The sequence below is a fragment of the Komagataeibacter europaeus LMG 18890 genome, assembly GCF_000285295.1.
Lineage (GTDB): Bacteria > Pseudomonadota > Alphaproteobacteria > Acetobacterales > Acetobacteraceae > Komagataeibacter > Komagataeibacter europaeus.
Genome location: NZ_CADP01000005.1, coordinates 13771 through 28545, shown reverse-complemented (window position 1 = coordinate 28545; position 14775 = coordinate 13771). Strand labels below are relative to the sequence as shown.

Here is a 14775-nt window from a genome sequence, read left to right as displayed (position 1 = left end):
GGCATGTGGCCAGATGCGTGAAATCCGGTCCGTGGTATGAACATGTCTTCTGGTAATGGCCAGCCGGTCATCCGTCGCCTGTCGGAGCAGGTCGTCAACCGCATCGCCGCGGGCGAGGTGATTGAACGTCCCGCCGCGGCCCTGAAGGAACTGGTGGAAAACGCCATCGATTCCGGTGCGCGCCGGATCCAGATCCGTCTGGACCGTGGCGGCATGGACCGGATCGAGGTCACGGATGATGGCTGCGGCATGTCGCCTGGCGACCTGCGGCTTGCGGTGGAGCGGCATTGTACGTCCAAGCTGCGTGACGAGACGCTGGTGCGTATTTCCACGCTTGGTTTTCGGGGGGAGGCCCTGCCCTCAATCGGGGCGGCCGCACGGCTTACGGTCATGTCCCGGCTGCGTGACAGCGATTCGGCATGGGCGATCCGTGTGGAAGGCGGCGTGGTGGGGGAGGTCGAGCCCTGCGCCGGGTCGCCCGGCACGCGCGTGCTGGTGGAAGACATGTTCTTCGCAACACCCGCGCGGCGCAAATTCCTCAAAAGCCCGCGTGTCGAATCCAGCCATGCCGAAAACGTCGTGCGCCGTCTGGCCCTGTCCGCCCCGCATGTGGCCTTCCGGCTGGAATTCGACCAGCGCCTGATCCTTGACCTGCCGGTGCAGGACATGGCCGCCCGCGTTGCCGCCATTCTGGAGTCGGGCCACGCTGATGGCCTGCTGCCGGTGGAAGGGCAGCGCGGTGACCTGAAACTGAGCGGTTTCATCTGCGCGCCATCCGTGCATCGCGCCACGGCCAACGGGCAGATGCTGATGGTCAATGGCCGTCCGGTGGTGGACCCGGTCCTGCGCACGGCGGTGCGGGTGGCCTATCGCAATGTCATGGAACACGGGCGGCATGCCGTCGTGGCGCTGTCGCTGGAAATCCCGCCCGAACAGGTGGACGTGAACGTGCATCCGGCCAAGACGGAACTGCGTTATGCCGATTCGGCGGCTGTGCGGGCGCTGGTGATCGGTTCGCTGGGGCGCGCGCTGGGCACAGGGGCCGGGGTGGCCGGGGTCAGGCCCGATCTGTTGCAGTCGCGTGGGCCATCGCCCGCGCGGATCTGGTATCCACCTGAACGCAGCGCCGATGCGACAGGGCTTTCCACCCGTCTGGCTGCCCCCATTGGTGCGTCCGGAGCGGCTGATCCGGGCCTGCCGACGGGTTTTGCCGAATCGACACTGCCGCTGTCCGCCCTGCCTGCCGCCCGCAAGGTCGTGCCGGAAGGGCCAGAACAGCCTGCAGCCGACATGACGCCCGCCATCGATCATCCGCTGGGTGCGGCGGTGGCGCAGGTGCTGGGCACCTATATCGTATCGCAGACGGCGGATGGCGCGCTGGTGCTGGTGGATCAGCATGCGGCCCATGAACGCCTGACCCACGAAATCCTGCGCCAGCAGTATCTGGGCGGTGAAATCCGCGCCCAGCGCCTGCTGTTGCCCGAGGTGGTGGACCTGCCCGCGCGGCAGGTGGCGGTCCTGCTGTCATTCAGTGTTGCGCTGGGCCGGCTGGGAATCGAGATCGAACCCTTTGGCGGCACGGCCGTTCTGGTGCGGACCATGCCTGCCCTTCTGGGCAAGGAAGATCCCGTGGGCATGCTGCGTGACCTGGCGGAAGAACTGGAAGCCGACGATCTGGCCAGCCCCGCGCAGGCTGATGCGCTGGATGCGCGCATGGACGCGATCATCGCGCGCATGGCCTGCCATGGCAGCGTACGGGCGGGCCGGAAGCTGACACACGAGGAAATGAACGCCCTGCTGCGGGACATGGAACGCACCCCCCGTTCGGGCACCTGTTCACACGGTCGGCCGACATGGCTGAAGCTGGAAAAAGCTGATCTGGAGCGGATGTTCGGCCGCAGGTGACGTCGAGCGGACCCATGCGTGCGCATGCCCGTGATGGCATGGCCGAATGGAAAACGGGGCGTGGCCTCTGCATAATGTGAGCGGGCGCTTACTGGATTCCAGGGGCGCAACGCCCCTAGGGTCAGCCATTATCCATGGATGATGTGAGACCGAATGTGCATCCGATCCTGCTGTCCCTTGTAACGTATCTGCCCCTTGCCGGGGCTTTGGCCATATTGCTGACGCGCGGCACGACCCAGACGGTCGAGACCGCCGCCCGATGGGTGGCGCTGTGGACCAGTGGCATCGTCCTTGCGCTGGCTGTGATCATGTGGGCCGAATTCGACCCCGCCCGGCCCGGCATCCAGTTCGAACAGCAGCTGGGGTGGGCCAGTAGCGCCGGCATTTCCTACCATGCCGGGCTTGATGGCATCAGTCTCATGTTCGTGCTGCTGTCCGCGTTCCTGACCCCGCTTTCCATCATCGGTGGCTGGCGGCAGGTGACGGGACGGGTGCGGGATTACATGATTGCCATGCTGGTGCTGGAAACAACGCTGATCGGGCTGTTTTCGGCGCTTGATCTGGTGCTGTTCTACCTGTTTTACGAAGCGACGCTGCTGCCCGCCAGCCTCATGATCGTGGTATGGGGCGGCCCGAAGCGGGTGTGGGCCTCGCTGCAGTTCTTCCTGTTCACCTTTGGCGGGTCGCTGTTCATGCTGCTGGCGCTGCTGGCCATGTGGAACGCCGCTGGCACGACCGATATCGTGGCGTTGCAGCATCATGGATTCGGCCATGCCATGCAGTGCTGGCTGCTGGCGGGCTTCATCATCGCCTTTGGCGTCAAGCTGCCGTTGTTTCCGCTGCATGCGTGGCTGCCCGATGCCTATACCGAGGCCCCGACACCCGCGTCCGTCATGCTGTCGGGCGTGCTGTCCAAGGCAGGGGCGTATGGCCTGCTGCGCTTTGGCGTGATGATGTTTCCCGATGCCGCACGGATGTTCGCGCCGGTGGTGCTGACGCTGGGTGTGATTGCGGTGATCTACGCCGCGATGATCGCGCTGGCGCAGACGGACATGAAGCGGGTGATTGCCTATTCCTCGTTCTCGCACATGGGGGTAATCGCCATCGGGCTGTTCACCATGACGCCAGAGGGAATCGATGGTGCGATTTTCCAGATGCTGTCGCATGGCATCGTGATTGCGGCGCTGTTCTTCTGTGTCTCCACCGTGTCGTGGCGGGCTGAAACCCGTGACATCAGCGCGTTTTCAGGGGTTGCGCATAAAATGCCGGTCCTGGCCACGCTGGCCATGCTGTTTGTCATGGCCAATATCGGCCTGCCGGGCACGGGCGCGTTCGTGGGTGAATTCCTGGTCATGGTCGGTGCGCTGCATGTGTCGTTCTGGCTGGCGTTCCTTGGCGGGAGCAGCATGATCCTTGGCGCGGTCTATATGCTGGTGTTGTATCGACGGGTGCTGTTCGGGGCGGACCGGGGGGGCGTGGTCGCCCTGCTGCGTGACCTGACGGGACAGGAACTGGCCGTGCTGGTGCCGCTGGCGGTGGTGACGATCTGGATGGGGGTGCATCCGGGATCGTTCCTGCGGGTGTTTGATCCGGCCGTGACCAGCCTGCTGCATCCAATGACGACTGTCGCTACGGTGGACCCGCAGCAGGTTACGCACCTGACAACAGCAGGTTAAACGTTTTGGGGTGCCGCCTTTTTTCAAGAAGGCGGCGTTTCCCGAGCTTTCTGAAAAAACGCGTCCCCAGAAACTTCTTATGAAAAAGGCCCGGTTACCCTGTTGCAGGTAACCGGGCCTTTTCCGCTGAAGATGGTTCAGACGTCGAGGTTATCGACCTGACGGGCATGTTCCTGAATGAAGCGAAAGCGCAGTTCCGCCTTTCGGCCCATCAGGTGTTCCACCCGCTCCAGCGTCAGCGCCCTGTCCTCGGGCTGGGTGATGACCTTCAGCAGGGTGCGGTGCCTGGGGTCCATGGTGGTCTGTTTCAGGTCACCCGGTGGCATTTCACCCAGTCCCTTGAAGCGTGAGACCTCGACCTTGCTGTTGGGCTTGAAGTCCTTCTTCATCTTCCGCTCACGGTCGGCGTCATCCATCGCGTAGACGCTCTTGCCGCCCTCTGTCAGGCGGTACAGCGGCGGCTGGGCCAGATACAGGTGTCCCCCCCGGATCAGGCCGGGCAGTTCACGATAGAAGAACGTCATGAGCAGCGAGGCGATATGCGCCCCGTCCACGTCCGCGTCGGTCATGATGATGATGCGGCCATAACGCAGCCTGGTCGCGTCAAAGCGCTCGCCCATGCCGCAGCCCAGCGCCTCCACCAGGTCACGCAGTTCCTGATTGCCCCGCAGCTTTTCGGTCGAGGCGCTGGCAACGTTCAGGATCTTGCCACGCAGCGGCAGGACGGCCTGCGTTTCACGGTTGCGGGCCTGCTTGGCGGACCCGCCGGCCGAGTCGCCTTCCACCAGGAAAATCTCGGTTTCAGCTGCGTTTTCACGCGTGCAGTCCGTCAGCTTGCCCGGCAGGCGCAGGCGGCGGGTCGCGCTTTTGCGCGGGGTTTCCTTCTGTTCCTTGCGGCGCAGGCGTTCCTCGGCGCGTTCGACGACAAAGGCCAGCAGGTTGTCCGCCTGTTGCGGGTTCCCCGCCAGCCAGTGGTCGAACCGGTCACGCAGTGCCGTTTCAACCAGCTTGCTGGCCTCGCTGCTGGTCAGCTTTTCCTTGGTCTGGCCCTGGAACTGCGGGTCGCGGATGAAGACCGACAGCTTGGCGGCGATGCAGCCAAGGATATCATCGGCATTGATGCTGGCCGCGCGCTTGTTGGCGCGCTGTTCGCCCCAGTTGCGCAGGCCCTTGAGCAGCGCGTTGCGAAAGCCTGTCTCATGCGTGCCGCCATTGGGCGTTGGAATGGTGTTGCAGTAGGATGCAAGGGCAGCCGTGCCCTGTTCCAGAAAGGCGATGGCCCATTCCATGCGGCCCGTATCCGCCCCGCCGGGGCCGGTCGGCAGATCCGCGTCCCCCGACCATAGGTCGGTCAGCAGGGCGGCCTTGTCACCCAGTTCATCACGCAGGCTGTCGGCCAGTCCGCCGGGGAAGTGCAGGACCGCTTCCGCCGGGACGTCATCATTCCTGATAAGGGACGGATCGCATGACCAGCGGATGGTCACGCCACGGAACAGGAACGCCTTTGACCGGCATAGCCGGTACAGCCGCATGGGTGAGAAATGCAGCCGCCCGAAAATCTCCGGGTCGGGAGTGAAGCGGATCTGCGTGCCGCGCCGGTTGTTGACCGGACCGATCTTTTCAACACCGCTCAGCGGGTGGCCGCGTTCATAGACCTGCCGCCACAGTTCACGGTCACGCGCGATCTCGACCTCCATGCGCGACGCCAGCGCATTGACCACCGACGATCCCACGCCATGCAGGCCGCCCGACGTGGCGTAGGCCTTGCCCGAAAACTTGCCGCCCGCATGCAGCGTGGTCAGGATGACTTCCAGCGCCGAACGGTCGGGAAAACGCGGGTGCGGGTCCACCGGAATGCCGCGCCCGTTATCGCGTATGGTCAGGCAGTCCCCGGCTTCCAGCGTCACGTCAATGGTGGTGGCGTGGCCGGCCACTGCCTCATCCATCGCGTTGTCAAGGATTTCGGAGGCAAGGTGATGGTACGCCGTTTCATCCGTGCCGCCGATATACATGCCCGGACGGCGGCGCACGGGTTCCAGCCCCTCCAGCACTTCAATGGCGCTGGCGTCATAGGTATCGGGGCCGTTTTTGGCGTTATCAGGCATGGGTGCAGCGGAAACCTTGCGTCGGGTGGGCTTTGCGGGGCCTGCGGGTGCGGAGAAAAGATCGTCGTTCATGAAGCGTTCTTTTGTTCCGTCAGATCGCGTCCTGTCAAGCCGTAAGGCCCTGCACTATGCCTGCACTTGCGGGCATGAAAAAGGCCGGACACGGGTCCGGCCATATTTTTCTTCATGCGCCCGTGACGGGGCGACAGCCTAGCTGCGGACCGTGCGGCGGGCCGGGGTGCGGCTGCGCGTGCTTGCGGCCGGGCGGTTGGGCGCCGTGCAGGTCAGGTAGGACGCAGGCTGGAGGATGTCCTTCGCCTGGGCATAGTTGGACAGGTCGGCGGAACTGTCGAGTACCTGCACTTCCTCGAACATGGACATGCGCTGCTGGCAGAAGGCGGTGCCGGACTTCAGGCCACGTTCGGACTGCACATTGGCAAGCTGCGTGATGTAGTCATCATGCTGGCGCTGTGAATTGCGGCCGTAGGTACTGTTGAAATAGCTGTTGAGGACATGCTCCTCGGCGGCCAGCTTGGTGCGGAATTTCATGATAAAGCTGTTGTATTTGTCCTGCGCGCCGCATGACAGGGCGGTCACCATCAACTCGCTTTTCAGGCCCTGCACATCAAACGCCTCATGCGCGGGGGAGGGTGAGCAGGGGCCGGCAGCCAGTGCCTGCCCACCATTAACCAGCCCCAGGAGGGCAAGGGCAGCAGCGCCAGCGCGCCAGATCGACATGGACATCAGGACGGGTTCTCCAGATATTGGGGCAGTTGCCAACGGGGAATGCACGGACCCCGCATATTCCGGCAGGAATGAAATCCGGATCAGGTCTATAGCGCAAACCGGCAGTCGCCAAAAGGGAGGGATATCAACCCGTGTTCAAAAAGATGCGTTATGATGCCCGCGTGGGATGACAGCGCCCCCGGGGGCGGGTATGCCACACGGGCAGGGCTTGTCCGCTTGCGTAAAAGGACCAACGGGTCTTTCCCGCCGGGGTGCGTTGCTCTAGAGCATATGCCAAAGCGGTTAGCCGTTGTGCCGATCCAGACCGTTACGGGACGGCGCGGGCGAAACTGTCCTGATAACGGGTATGTATCAAATACAGCGGAGCTGACGAGTGCGACTGCGACTGTCTGCAATCATGATGACGACGGGCATTCTGCTCGCCGGATGTGACAACAAACCGGCCGTGAACCTTGGTGGTATCGGCGGAACCCCCAATCCCTACAATTACATGAAGGCATCTGGCCAGTGTCAGGTGACCGGCCCCACCGCCGCGGGCAAGGACACGAAGACCGCCAGCATGCAGGTACGGAGCGATGACGGGTACTGCGCGATCGAGACGCGTGCTTCCGCCGGTCATCCCTATGCCTCGTTCGGCGTGTCTCCCGCACCTGAGCATGGCAAGGCGTTCATCTACAACTACAACGATCACACTTATGTGACGTACACGCCCAACACCGCCTATTCCGGCGAGGACAAGTTCCGCGTCGTGCTGATTACGGGCGAAAAGCAGCCGCGTGAATACATGGACGTGACGGCCAATGTCACGGCCCCAGCCGTAAGATAAGGCCGTATCCCGGCCCTGACCGGGTCGGGACACGCATCATTGCGTATCCCGGTCCGTGTCAGATGGAAAAGGTGATGGGTTCGGGCAGCGGGCGGCGCATGCCGGCGTGTTCGGCCCGGCGCACCAGGTCATCCAGACTGATCTTGCGGCATTCCTCATCCAGCATGGTGTCGAATTCCTGCCAGCAGGGTTCGACCACCTTCTGGAACAGCCCGCCGATCGGACCATCATCCGTATTGTCTTCCGCCGTGATGACAGACAGGATATCCGACAGCAGGATATCGCGCCGGGGCCGCCCCAGCCGGTAGCCGCCGCGTGGCCCGCGCACGCTTTCCAGCAGGCCCGAACGCGACAGGGTCTGCAGCAGCGGTTCGATCCCCCGTCGGGCCAGACCCGCGCGTTCGGCAATGTCGGCCGCACTGATGGTGCCGTTGCGCCCCGCGTGAAACGCCACATCAAGCATGATCAGGATTGCGATCATGGTCCTGTCCCGCCGGAGCAGCATATCGTTCAGCCTCGCTTTGAATGGATTTGGAAACCTGCCCGCTTCATTTACCAGCTATCCCCCGATTGATCCACGCTTCTGTTAAGGAGGATGGTGGATTATGTACAGACTGTATGCGTGAATAGGCCATTTCCGCAACAAGGAGTGATAACGAATGAAAAAGACCACCCCGCCAGATCGCACGTATGGTTTTGCAGCACCTCGTGGCAGGGTCTACGACTCCATTGTCGATACCGTGGGGGGAACGCCACTGGTGGCGCTGCCGCATCTGACCCGTGAGGACGGATTGAAGGCGCGGGTGTTGATGAAGCTGGAATTTTTCAATCCACTCGGCTCGGTCAAGGACCGTATCGGCGCGGCCATGGTCGAGGATGCGGAAAGCCGTGGTGAAATCCATCCGGGCAAGACCACGCTGGTGGAGCCGACTTCGGGCAATACGGGTATTTCACTGGCGTTCGTCGCTGCCGCCCGGGGATATCGCCTGATTGTTACCATGCCCGAAGGGGCTTCCATCGAACGGCGCAAGATGCTGCGCCTGCTTAATGCGCAGCTGGAACTGACGCCGTCGCGCCTGGGCATGGCGGGCGCCATCGCGCGTGCCGAGGAAATCCTTGAAAAGACACCAAATGCGTGGATGCCGCGCCAGTTTGACAACCCGGCCAATCCCGCCGTCCACGCCGCGACCACGGCAGAGGAAATCTGGACCGATACAGCGGGCGAGGTCGATATCGTGGTGGCCGGGCTGGGTACGGGCGGCACGGCCAGTGGCATCGCCCATGGCCTGAAGCCGCGCAAGAAAAGCCTGCAGGTCTTTGGTGTCGAACCGATGGAAAGCGCCATCCTGAACGGTGACGAACCGGGGCCGCATGGCATTCAGGGCATCGGGCCGGGATTCTGCCCCCGGACACTGGACCTTGCGGCCCTTGATGGGGTGATTCCCGTATCGGAGCGTGAGGCCATCGCAGCGGCCCGCCGGTGCGCGCGGCTGGATGGGGTGCCAGTGGGCATTTCCTCGGGTGCTGCACTGCATGCGGCCGTACAACTGGCGGGACAGCCGGAAAACGCGGGAAAGACCATCGTGACCATCGCGCCGTCCTTTGCCGAACGCTACCTGTCCACGTCACTCTTTACCGGGCTGGTCTGATCCGGCCCACCAGCATGGGCTGACGGCCTGCGCATATGGAAAAAGCGGCTACCCTGACGGGTGCCGCTTTTTTCTTTTCCATCATCAGTTCGAATGTGACGGGATCAGTGCAGGATGATCTCGACACGGCGATTCTGGGCTTCGCGCGTGTTGGCTGCGGTCTGGACCAGCGGGTTGCTGTCGCCATAACCATGGATGTCAATGGCTGGCCCCGGCACACCGTCGCGCACCAGTTCCGCCTTGATGACCTGCGCCCGCCTGAGCGACAGCGCCTGATTATATTTTTCACCCTGCGGGCCGGGATGGCTTGCCGAATTGTCGGTATAGCCGTTGACCTCGATCCGGGTGGTCTGGGTATTTGTCGATGCCTGTGCAGCCACCGCCACGATGGAACGGGCACGGTCGGTCAGGTCACTGCGGTCCCAGTCAAAAAACACCATGTAGGTCCGGTTTTCCGCCGGTGCCGGTGCGGCGACTGCAGTGGGTGCTGGTGGCGGTGGCGGGGCGGGATTGAACTCGTACCGCAGTCCCAGCATCAGCGAATGGTTGAAATCGGTCCGGCTGTCACGGTTGCCATTGCGGAAGCCGTAGTCGCTGTTCATGGCCGACAGGGCCGCGGAACTGCCGCTGACAATGGAATGATGCGACTGCGGCCCAAGCATGGTCCAGAACCGGTATTCCGCCGTAGCCGAAAGGCCCACGGCAAACGGCATGGGGAAGGACAGGCCGAAAATGCCCTGATAGGCGAAGTTGCCGTATGTGCCCCCAACGTGCTGGCTGTAGTTCTGCCCACCTACGTTGCCGGTAATGGTGCTGTTCATGTTCTGCCAGCCGTAACCGATACCCGCGCCGAAATACGGGAACAGCCAGCTTTTGCCGATATCAAGGTCAAACAGGGCATTGGCCATGAGCCCCGATGTCTGCTGCCGGCCATCCGCACGGGCATTATAGGCGGCGTTGCCGCCGACCGTCTTCATGTCGTTGCTGCGGTAGAAGCCTTCGAGTTCGACACGGAAGCCGTTGCCCAGGCCCCAGCCAAGGCTGCCGATGCCCGTGCCCCCTGTCTTGAATTCATCACGCGCGGAGGAATGACGTATGACCTGTCCCTGGTTGAAGCTCGCACCGCCAGCGCCTGAAATATACAGGCCCTGGACAGGCTGGGCGAATACCGGGGCGGAGACCAGTACGGATCCCAGGGTAACCGAGGCAGCCAATAAAGACCCTGCAAGCAATCCGTCCCGCAGATTCATACTCTTCTTCTCCCTTCGACGGGCCTGTTCCGGCATGTCGGCCCGGTCGGGTGTACGTGCCCTATTCCCTGGAATGATCAGCATCAGCATTCTTTTGCTGAAAGAAACCAGCCCTGACAATCCATTGCCGCCACCTTATCGGCTGCTTTGGGCCGCCGCGCAAACTGGCGCACCTGACTGTGTGCAAGATGCCACACCCCTGTCTGGTCCGGTTTCACTATTTTTTCAAACCTGTGGAAACACGTCTTTCATATCAACTTTGCTTCAAACGGTGGCGTCAGGTCCGGTGTCTCGAATTCAAGAACCCATAAATCCGGGTCCCGTTCCATCTGCCTTGTAACATAGGCATCCACGCTGGCCTGATCTATAGCCGCATCCCCTGTAGCGCGGAACCATGCCTGCCGTCCATCGGGGGTGCGGGTCCGGGCCAGCACGGACATCTGTCCCCCCCGCCCCAGCAGCACGACCAGAACGCCCCCCGCGTCGTCATCACCATGGTGCAGCACCATGCCCGGATTTCCCTTTTGCCCAGCCTGACGCAGCATTGCCTTGACCCAGATGCCGGTTTTCAGACGTGCTTCTTCCATTGGGATGGACTTCTCCGGTAATGCAGAAAAACAGCGGGAGGTATGCAGGAATAGCACGGTTTCCCGCATGGCTGTGGCCTAGCCGCCACCGGCGGGTGTCGCCCCATCTTCGGGTATGGTGGCCAGGGCGGCATGATATTCGACCGGGTTGTCCAGCAGGGAATGGGCGGCATCAAGGTCACCATCGGTGCCGATCGCGGCGGGACAGGCCTTGCGAATGGTCAGGATGCGTGCCAGGTCCACGGGATAGCGGATCTGGCGGGCGGCCGCGATCCATTCCCGGCTGTCGGCCGATCCTTCGGCCAGGTCCTGCAACTGGCGTTCCAGTTCGCTTTCCCCAAGACTGGTGCAGACCTGCGGCATGACGCCAAGTCCCTGCAGCGGCCAGCCCAGCGGCGCCAGCACGCGACTCCATGTCACGAACAGTTCCGCCCCGTTGGGCATCTGCCCGATGGTCTGGACCAGTCCCTTGCCCAGCGTGGCGCTGCCTATGACCACGCCGCGCTTCTGGTCCGCCAGGGCGGCGGCCAGTATCTCGGCGGCGCTGGCGGTCCGGCCATCGACCAGGATGATGATGGGCAGTCCGTTGGTCATGTCGCCCCCCTGCACGGCCCAGACGTGGTTGGCCTGCGGGTCACGACCCTGTGTTATGGCCGCCACGCCGTGGTCCAGCATCAGGGCCGATGTCGTGACCGCTTGCTGCAGCACGCCGCCCCTGTTGCCGCGCAGGTCGATGATCAGGCCCGAAATGCCGGGCACGTTCATGGCTTCGTCCAGATACTGGCTCATTTCCTCCGCCGTGTTGGCGGAAAAGGCGGTGATATGCAGGACGACATGCTTGCCGCTGGTATAGGCGAATACGGTTTCGGGCGGGGTGGAGGCCCGGTGCAGCGTGACCGTGCTCCGCCGTCCCTTCGACTCCACCATGATGCGCACAAGGCTGCCATTGGGACCGTTGAGCCACGAGGTCACGGTCTCAAGGCTGCGGGACTCGGTCGGTCGTCCATTGATCGCGCGCACGATCTGCCCCGCCGCAAGGGTGGTAGGCCATGCGGGGCCATTCGCGTTGACGGCGGTGATGATGATGGCGTGATGGTCCACCCCCAGCGTCAGGCCTGCCGTGCCCTCGCCCCCGGTGCGGGTGCTGCGGTCCGATACGGCCGCCCCCGGCGGGACGTAGCGTGAATACGGGTCAAGGTGGTTGAACAGTTCATCAAAGAATCCCTGCAGCACCCCATCCTGTCCCGTGCTGCGCATGGCGGGGGAATTGTGCCATGCCACATCCAGTATGCGGGTGATGGCCGCACTCCATCCCGGCACGTCGTCCGCCGTAGGCACGGGCAGGGCGAGGACGGTTTTCTGCGTTGCAGCCAGTTGCAGGAAGCCGTGCTGTTCCTCGATGCTCAGCGACGGGTCCAGCGCGCTCAGCCCGTTCAGGCCCCATAGCGCGAAGTCACGGATTTCATGGCTGTCCAGCGTACGGGGCTGCAGGAATGACAGACTCGCCTGAATGACCGAGGAAATGACCCCGAGGTCCATGCTGGCGCCCTCGATCGTGTCCACGCTGTCTTCATGCATGGGTGGCTGGGGCGTGGGGGTGCGCGGGGTCGTGGGCATGTCATCGGCGCAGGCGGCCGTGGTCAGCCGGACGATGACAAGCAGCAGGACGATGGTGTCCCGCGGGATATGCCCAAGCGTGGAGATGCGGCGACGCCACATGCCCATGTTCTCCCGCCCCCTGGACTGGGGGAGCAGGATGATGACCGGAAACCGGCAGCGTTTCATGTCCGCCGCCTGCGGTGGCTGGGCGGGGTGTCGGGCAGTGCCAGCAGGACTGTCCCCCGGATGGCGCATGCTTCTTCTATCCGTACGCGCAGGGCCTGACCGGGGCGGAATACCATGGTCGTATCGCGTCCGCCCAATGTCTGCGTTTTTTCGTCATGATGCCATTGATCTTCCGGCAGGGCAGACATGGGCAGCAGCGCGGAGGTGCCGGTTGCATCCAGTACGGTGAAAATGCCGAATCGCGACAGGCTGGATACATGCGCGTCCATGACCGTGCCCACGCGGGCCTGCAGCCATGTGGCGGCGTAGCGTTCCAGCGTTTCGCGTTCGGCCTGCGCCGCGCGGCGTTCGGTGCGGGTTATGGCAAGCCCGGCTTCCTCCAGTTCATCATGGCTGGGGGCGGGACCGGATTCCAGACCGATGGCCACCAGCAGGGCGCGGTGGGTCAACAGGTCGGCATAACGGCGGATCGGGCTGGTGAAATGGGCATAGGCCGCAAGGGACAGGCCGAAATGCCCGACCGGTTCGGGGCTGTATTCCGCCTGATTCTGCGCGCGCAGGATCAGTTCGTTCACCAGTCCAGCCTGGTCCGTATTGCGCACCTGACGCAACACATGGTCAAGGTCGGCGGCGCGCAGGCTGCCCACCGGCGGCAGCTTCAGTCCCATCGTATCCAGTGTGCGGCGCAGGCTTTCCAGCCGTTCGGGTGTCGGCGGCGCGTGGATCCGGTACAGGCACGGCAGGTGCCGTCCCTCCAGGCAGCGGGCGGCGGCGACATTGGCCGCGATCATGAATTCCTCGACCAGACGGTGACTGTCGAGGCGTATGCGCGGCTGGATGGCCGCGATCTGCCCGTGATCACCCAGACGCACCAGCCGTTCGGGCAGTTCAAGGTCCAGCGTGCCGCGCAGCGCCCGTGCCGCGGACAGGCACCGCCATGCCCCGAACAGGCTGTCCAGCAGGCCGTCGGGCAGGCCGGCGATGATCTCATCCGGCGCGCCATCACGCGCGGCCTGCACCTGTTCATAGGTCAGGCGGGCGGCGCTGCGCATGATGCCGCGGCCGAATCGGGCGTTGCTGATGGCGCCGTCAGCAGCCACATCCATGTTGACGAAAATGCAGCCCCGGTCTTCCCCCGGTCGCAGCGAACACCACCCGTTGGACAGGTCCTCGGGCAGCATGGGAATCACCCGGTCGGGGAAATAGACCGAATTGCCCCGCAGGCGGGCCTCGCGGTCCAGAGCGCTGTTGGGGCGCACGTACCATGCGACATCGGCGATGGCGACGGTCATGCGGAACCCGTCGCCATCGGGTTCGGCATAGACTGCATCATCAAAATCGCGTGCATCCGCGCCATCAATGGTGACCAGCGGCATGTCGCGCAGGTCGGTGCGGCCCTGCGCCGTCACGCCACGGGCGGCCTTGGCCTGCGCCAGTGCCTCAGATGGGAAGACATGCGGAATTCCCAGCATGGCCACCGCGATCATGCTTATGGTCCGGGCGTCCCCCTGCGGGCCAAGGCGTTCGATGATCCGCGCGGGATGCAGCCCCGGCCCGGACTGGGGCAGGGGGGTGGCGATGACGATTTCGTTATCCGGGGTATCCGCGTCCTCACCCATGGGAATGACCCATTGCGCCTTTGCCCGCCGGTCAGCAGGGGTCAGGGTGCCCGCCGGGCGGTAGCGGGCGGGCGCGGACGCCATGGGGTCGGTCGCATCCAGGGTGCGGAACAGGCCCACGACCTGCATCGGCGCATCGGTCAGGCGACGCAGCGTGCGGCCTTCGTATTTACCCGGCCCGATACGGCGCAGGCGGGCGACCACGCGTTCACCCGGTGCCAAGGCGGCCCGGCCACGCAGTTCAGGGTGCATGAACACGACCGGCGCGCTGCCTTCCCCATCCCACTGCACGGGACGTGCAATGGGGTCGCCATCCGAATCCGTGCCGGTCACCTGCACGACCATGGATTCGGGCAACCGGTCCGAAACGCGGAACCGCCGCGCGCCCGCGGGCGCCAGCGTGCCATCCAGCGCCATGTCGCGCAGCATCTGGCGCAGGGCCTGTTTGTGTTCCGGGCCCAGACCGAATTCCCGGCTGATCTCGCGCTTGCCGATCCGCCCGGTTGCGTTTTCGATAAACGCGCGAAGCTGTTCACGATCCGGCAGGCCACCCGCACGGACCTGTGGCGTGCCCGTGGGCAGGGGGTCCGGCACCTCGGAAGTTGCTGGACGCTGCCGTTTCATGA

The 14775-nt window shown here is 63.8% G+C and carries 11 protein-coding genes; 4 read left to right on the top strand and 7 right to left on the bottom strand.

Annotation, left to right across the window (positions count from 1 at the left end):
* Nucleotides 1-36: 36 nt before the first annotated feature.
* Both mutL and GEU01_RS03665 read left to right on the top strand, forming a co-directional pair.
* On the top strand, nt 37-1905 hold the full coding sequence (gene mutL / locus GEU01_RS03670) for a DNA mismatch repair endonuclease MutL (protein ID WP_019084986.1): 1869 nt from the start codon (nt 37-39) through the stop codon (nt 1903-1905).
* Nucleotides 1906-2039: 134 nt separating this feature from the next.
* A complete protein-coding gene (locus GEU01_RS03665) occupies nt 2040-3581 on the top strand; it encodes an NADH-quinone oxidoreductase subunit M (RefSeq protein ID WP_019084985.1) in 1542 nt (513 codons plus the stop codon).
* Between the two features lie 137 nt (nt 3582-3718).
* Here the strand turns inward: GEU01_RS03665 and parE are convergent, their stop codons facing one another.
* Together parE and GEU01_RS03655 are read right to left on the bottom strand one after the other, a co-directional pair.
* Complete coding sequence (parE, locus tag GEU01_RS03660; protein ID WP_019084984.1) at nt 3719-5758, bottom strand: DNA topoisomerase IV subunit B; 2040 nt, start codon at nt 5756-5758, stop codon at nt 3719-3721.
* Nucleotides 5759-5896: 138 nt separating this feature from the next.
* Nucleotides 5897-6430 (bottom strand): hypothetical protein, encoded by a 534-nt coding sequence (locus GEU01_RS03655; RefSeq protein WP_010508159.1) that lies wholly within the window; start codon nt 6428-6430, stop codon nt 5897-5899.
* 400 nt (nt 6431-6830) lie between these two features.
* On the opposite strand from GEU01_RS03655, the gene GEU01_RS03650 reads away from it, so the two are divergent.
* Complete coding sequence (locus tag GEU01_RS03650; RefSeq protein WP_019084982.1) at nt 6831-7259, top strand: hypothetical protein; 429 nt, start codon at nt 6831-6833, stop codon at nt 7257-7259.
* A 58-nt stretch (nt 7260-7317) separates the two neighbouring features.
* Here GEU01_RS03650 and GEU01_RS03645 read toward each other — a convergent pair whose 3' ends face one another.
* Nucleotides 7318-7764, bottom strand: coding sequence for an RrF2 family transcriptional regulator (locus GEU01_RS03645; RefSeq protein ID WP_026018474.1), 447 nt, complete (start codon nt 7762-7764; stop codon nt 7318-7320).
* A gap of 154 nt (nt 7765-7918) precedes the next feature.
* On the opposite strand from GEU01_RS03645, the gene cysK reads away from it, so the two are divergent.
* Nucleotides 7919-8908, top strand: coding sequence for a cysteine synthase A (gene cysK / locus GEU01_RS03640; RefSeq protein WP_010508163.1), 990 nt, complete (start codon nt 7919-7921; stop codon nt 8906-8908).
* A gap of 104 nt (nt 8909-9012) precedes the next feature.
* Here cysK and GEU01_RS03635 read toward each other — a convergent pair whose 3' ends face one another.
* The 4 genes from GEU01_RS03635 to GEU01_RS03620 all read right to left on the bottom strand — a co-directional run bounded on the left by GEU01_RS03635 (nt 9013) and on the right by GEU01_RS03620 (nt 14773).
* Complete coding sequence (locus GEU01_RS03635; protein WP_026018473.1) at nt 9013-10158, bottom strand: OmpA family protein; 1146 nt, start codon at nt 10156-10158, stop codon at nt 9013-9015.
* 248 nt (nt 10159-10406) lie between these two features.
* A complete protein-coding gene (locus GEU01_RS03630; protein ID WP_019084980.1) occupies nt 10407-10745 on the bottom strand; it encodes a DUF1491 family protein in 339 nt (112 codons plus the stop codon).
* A gap of 78 nt (nt 10746-10823) precedes the next feature.
* Nucleotides 10824-12530, bottom strand: a complete 1707-nt coding sequence (locus tag GEU01_RS03625; RefSeq protein WP_019084979.1) for a S41 family peptidase — start codon at nt 12528-12530, stop codon at nt 10824-10826.
* A complete protein-coding gene (locus tag GEU01_RS03620) occupies nt 12527-14773 on the bottom strand; it encodes a ribonuclease R family protein (RefSeq protein WP_026018472.1) in 2247 nt (748 codons plus the stop codon). Before GEU01_RS03620 ends, GEU01_RS03625 begins: the two co-directional genes overlap by 4 nt.
* Nucleotides 14774-14775: the final 2 nt, after the last annotated feature.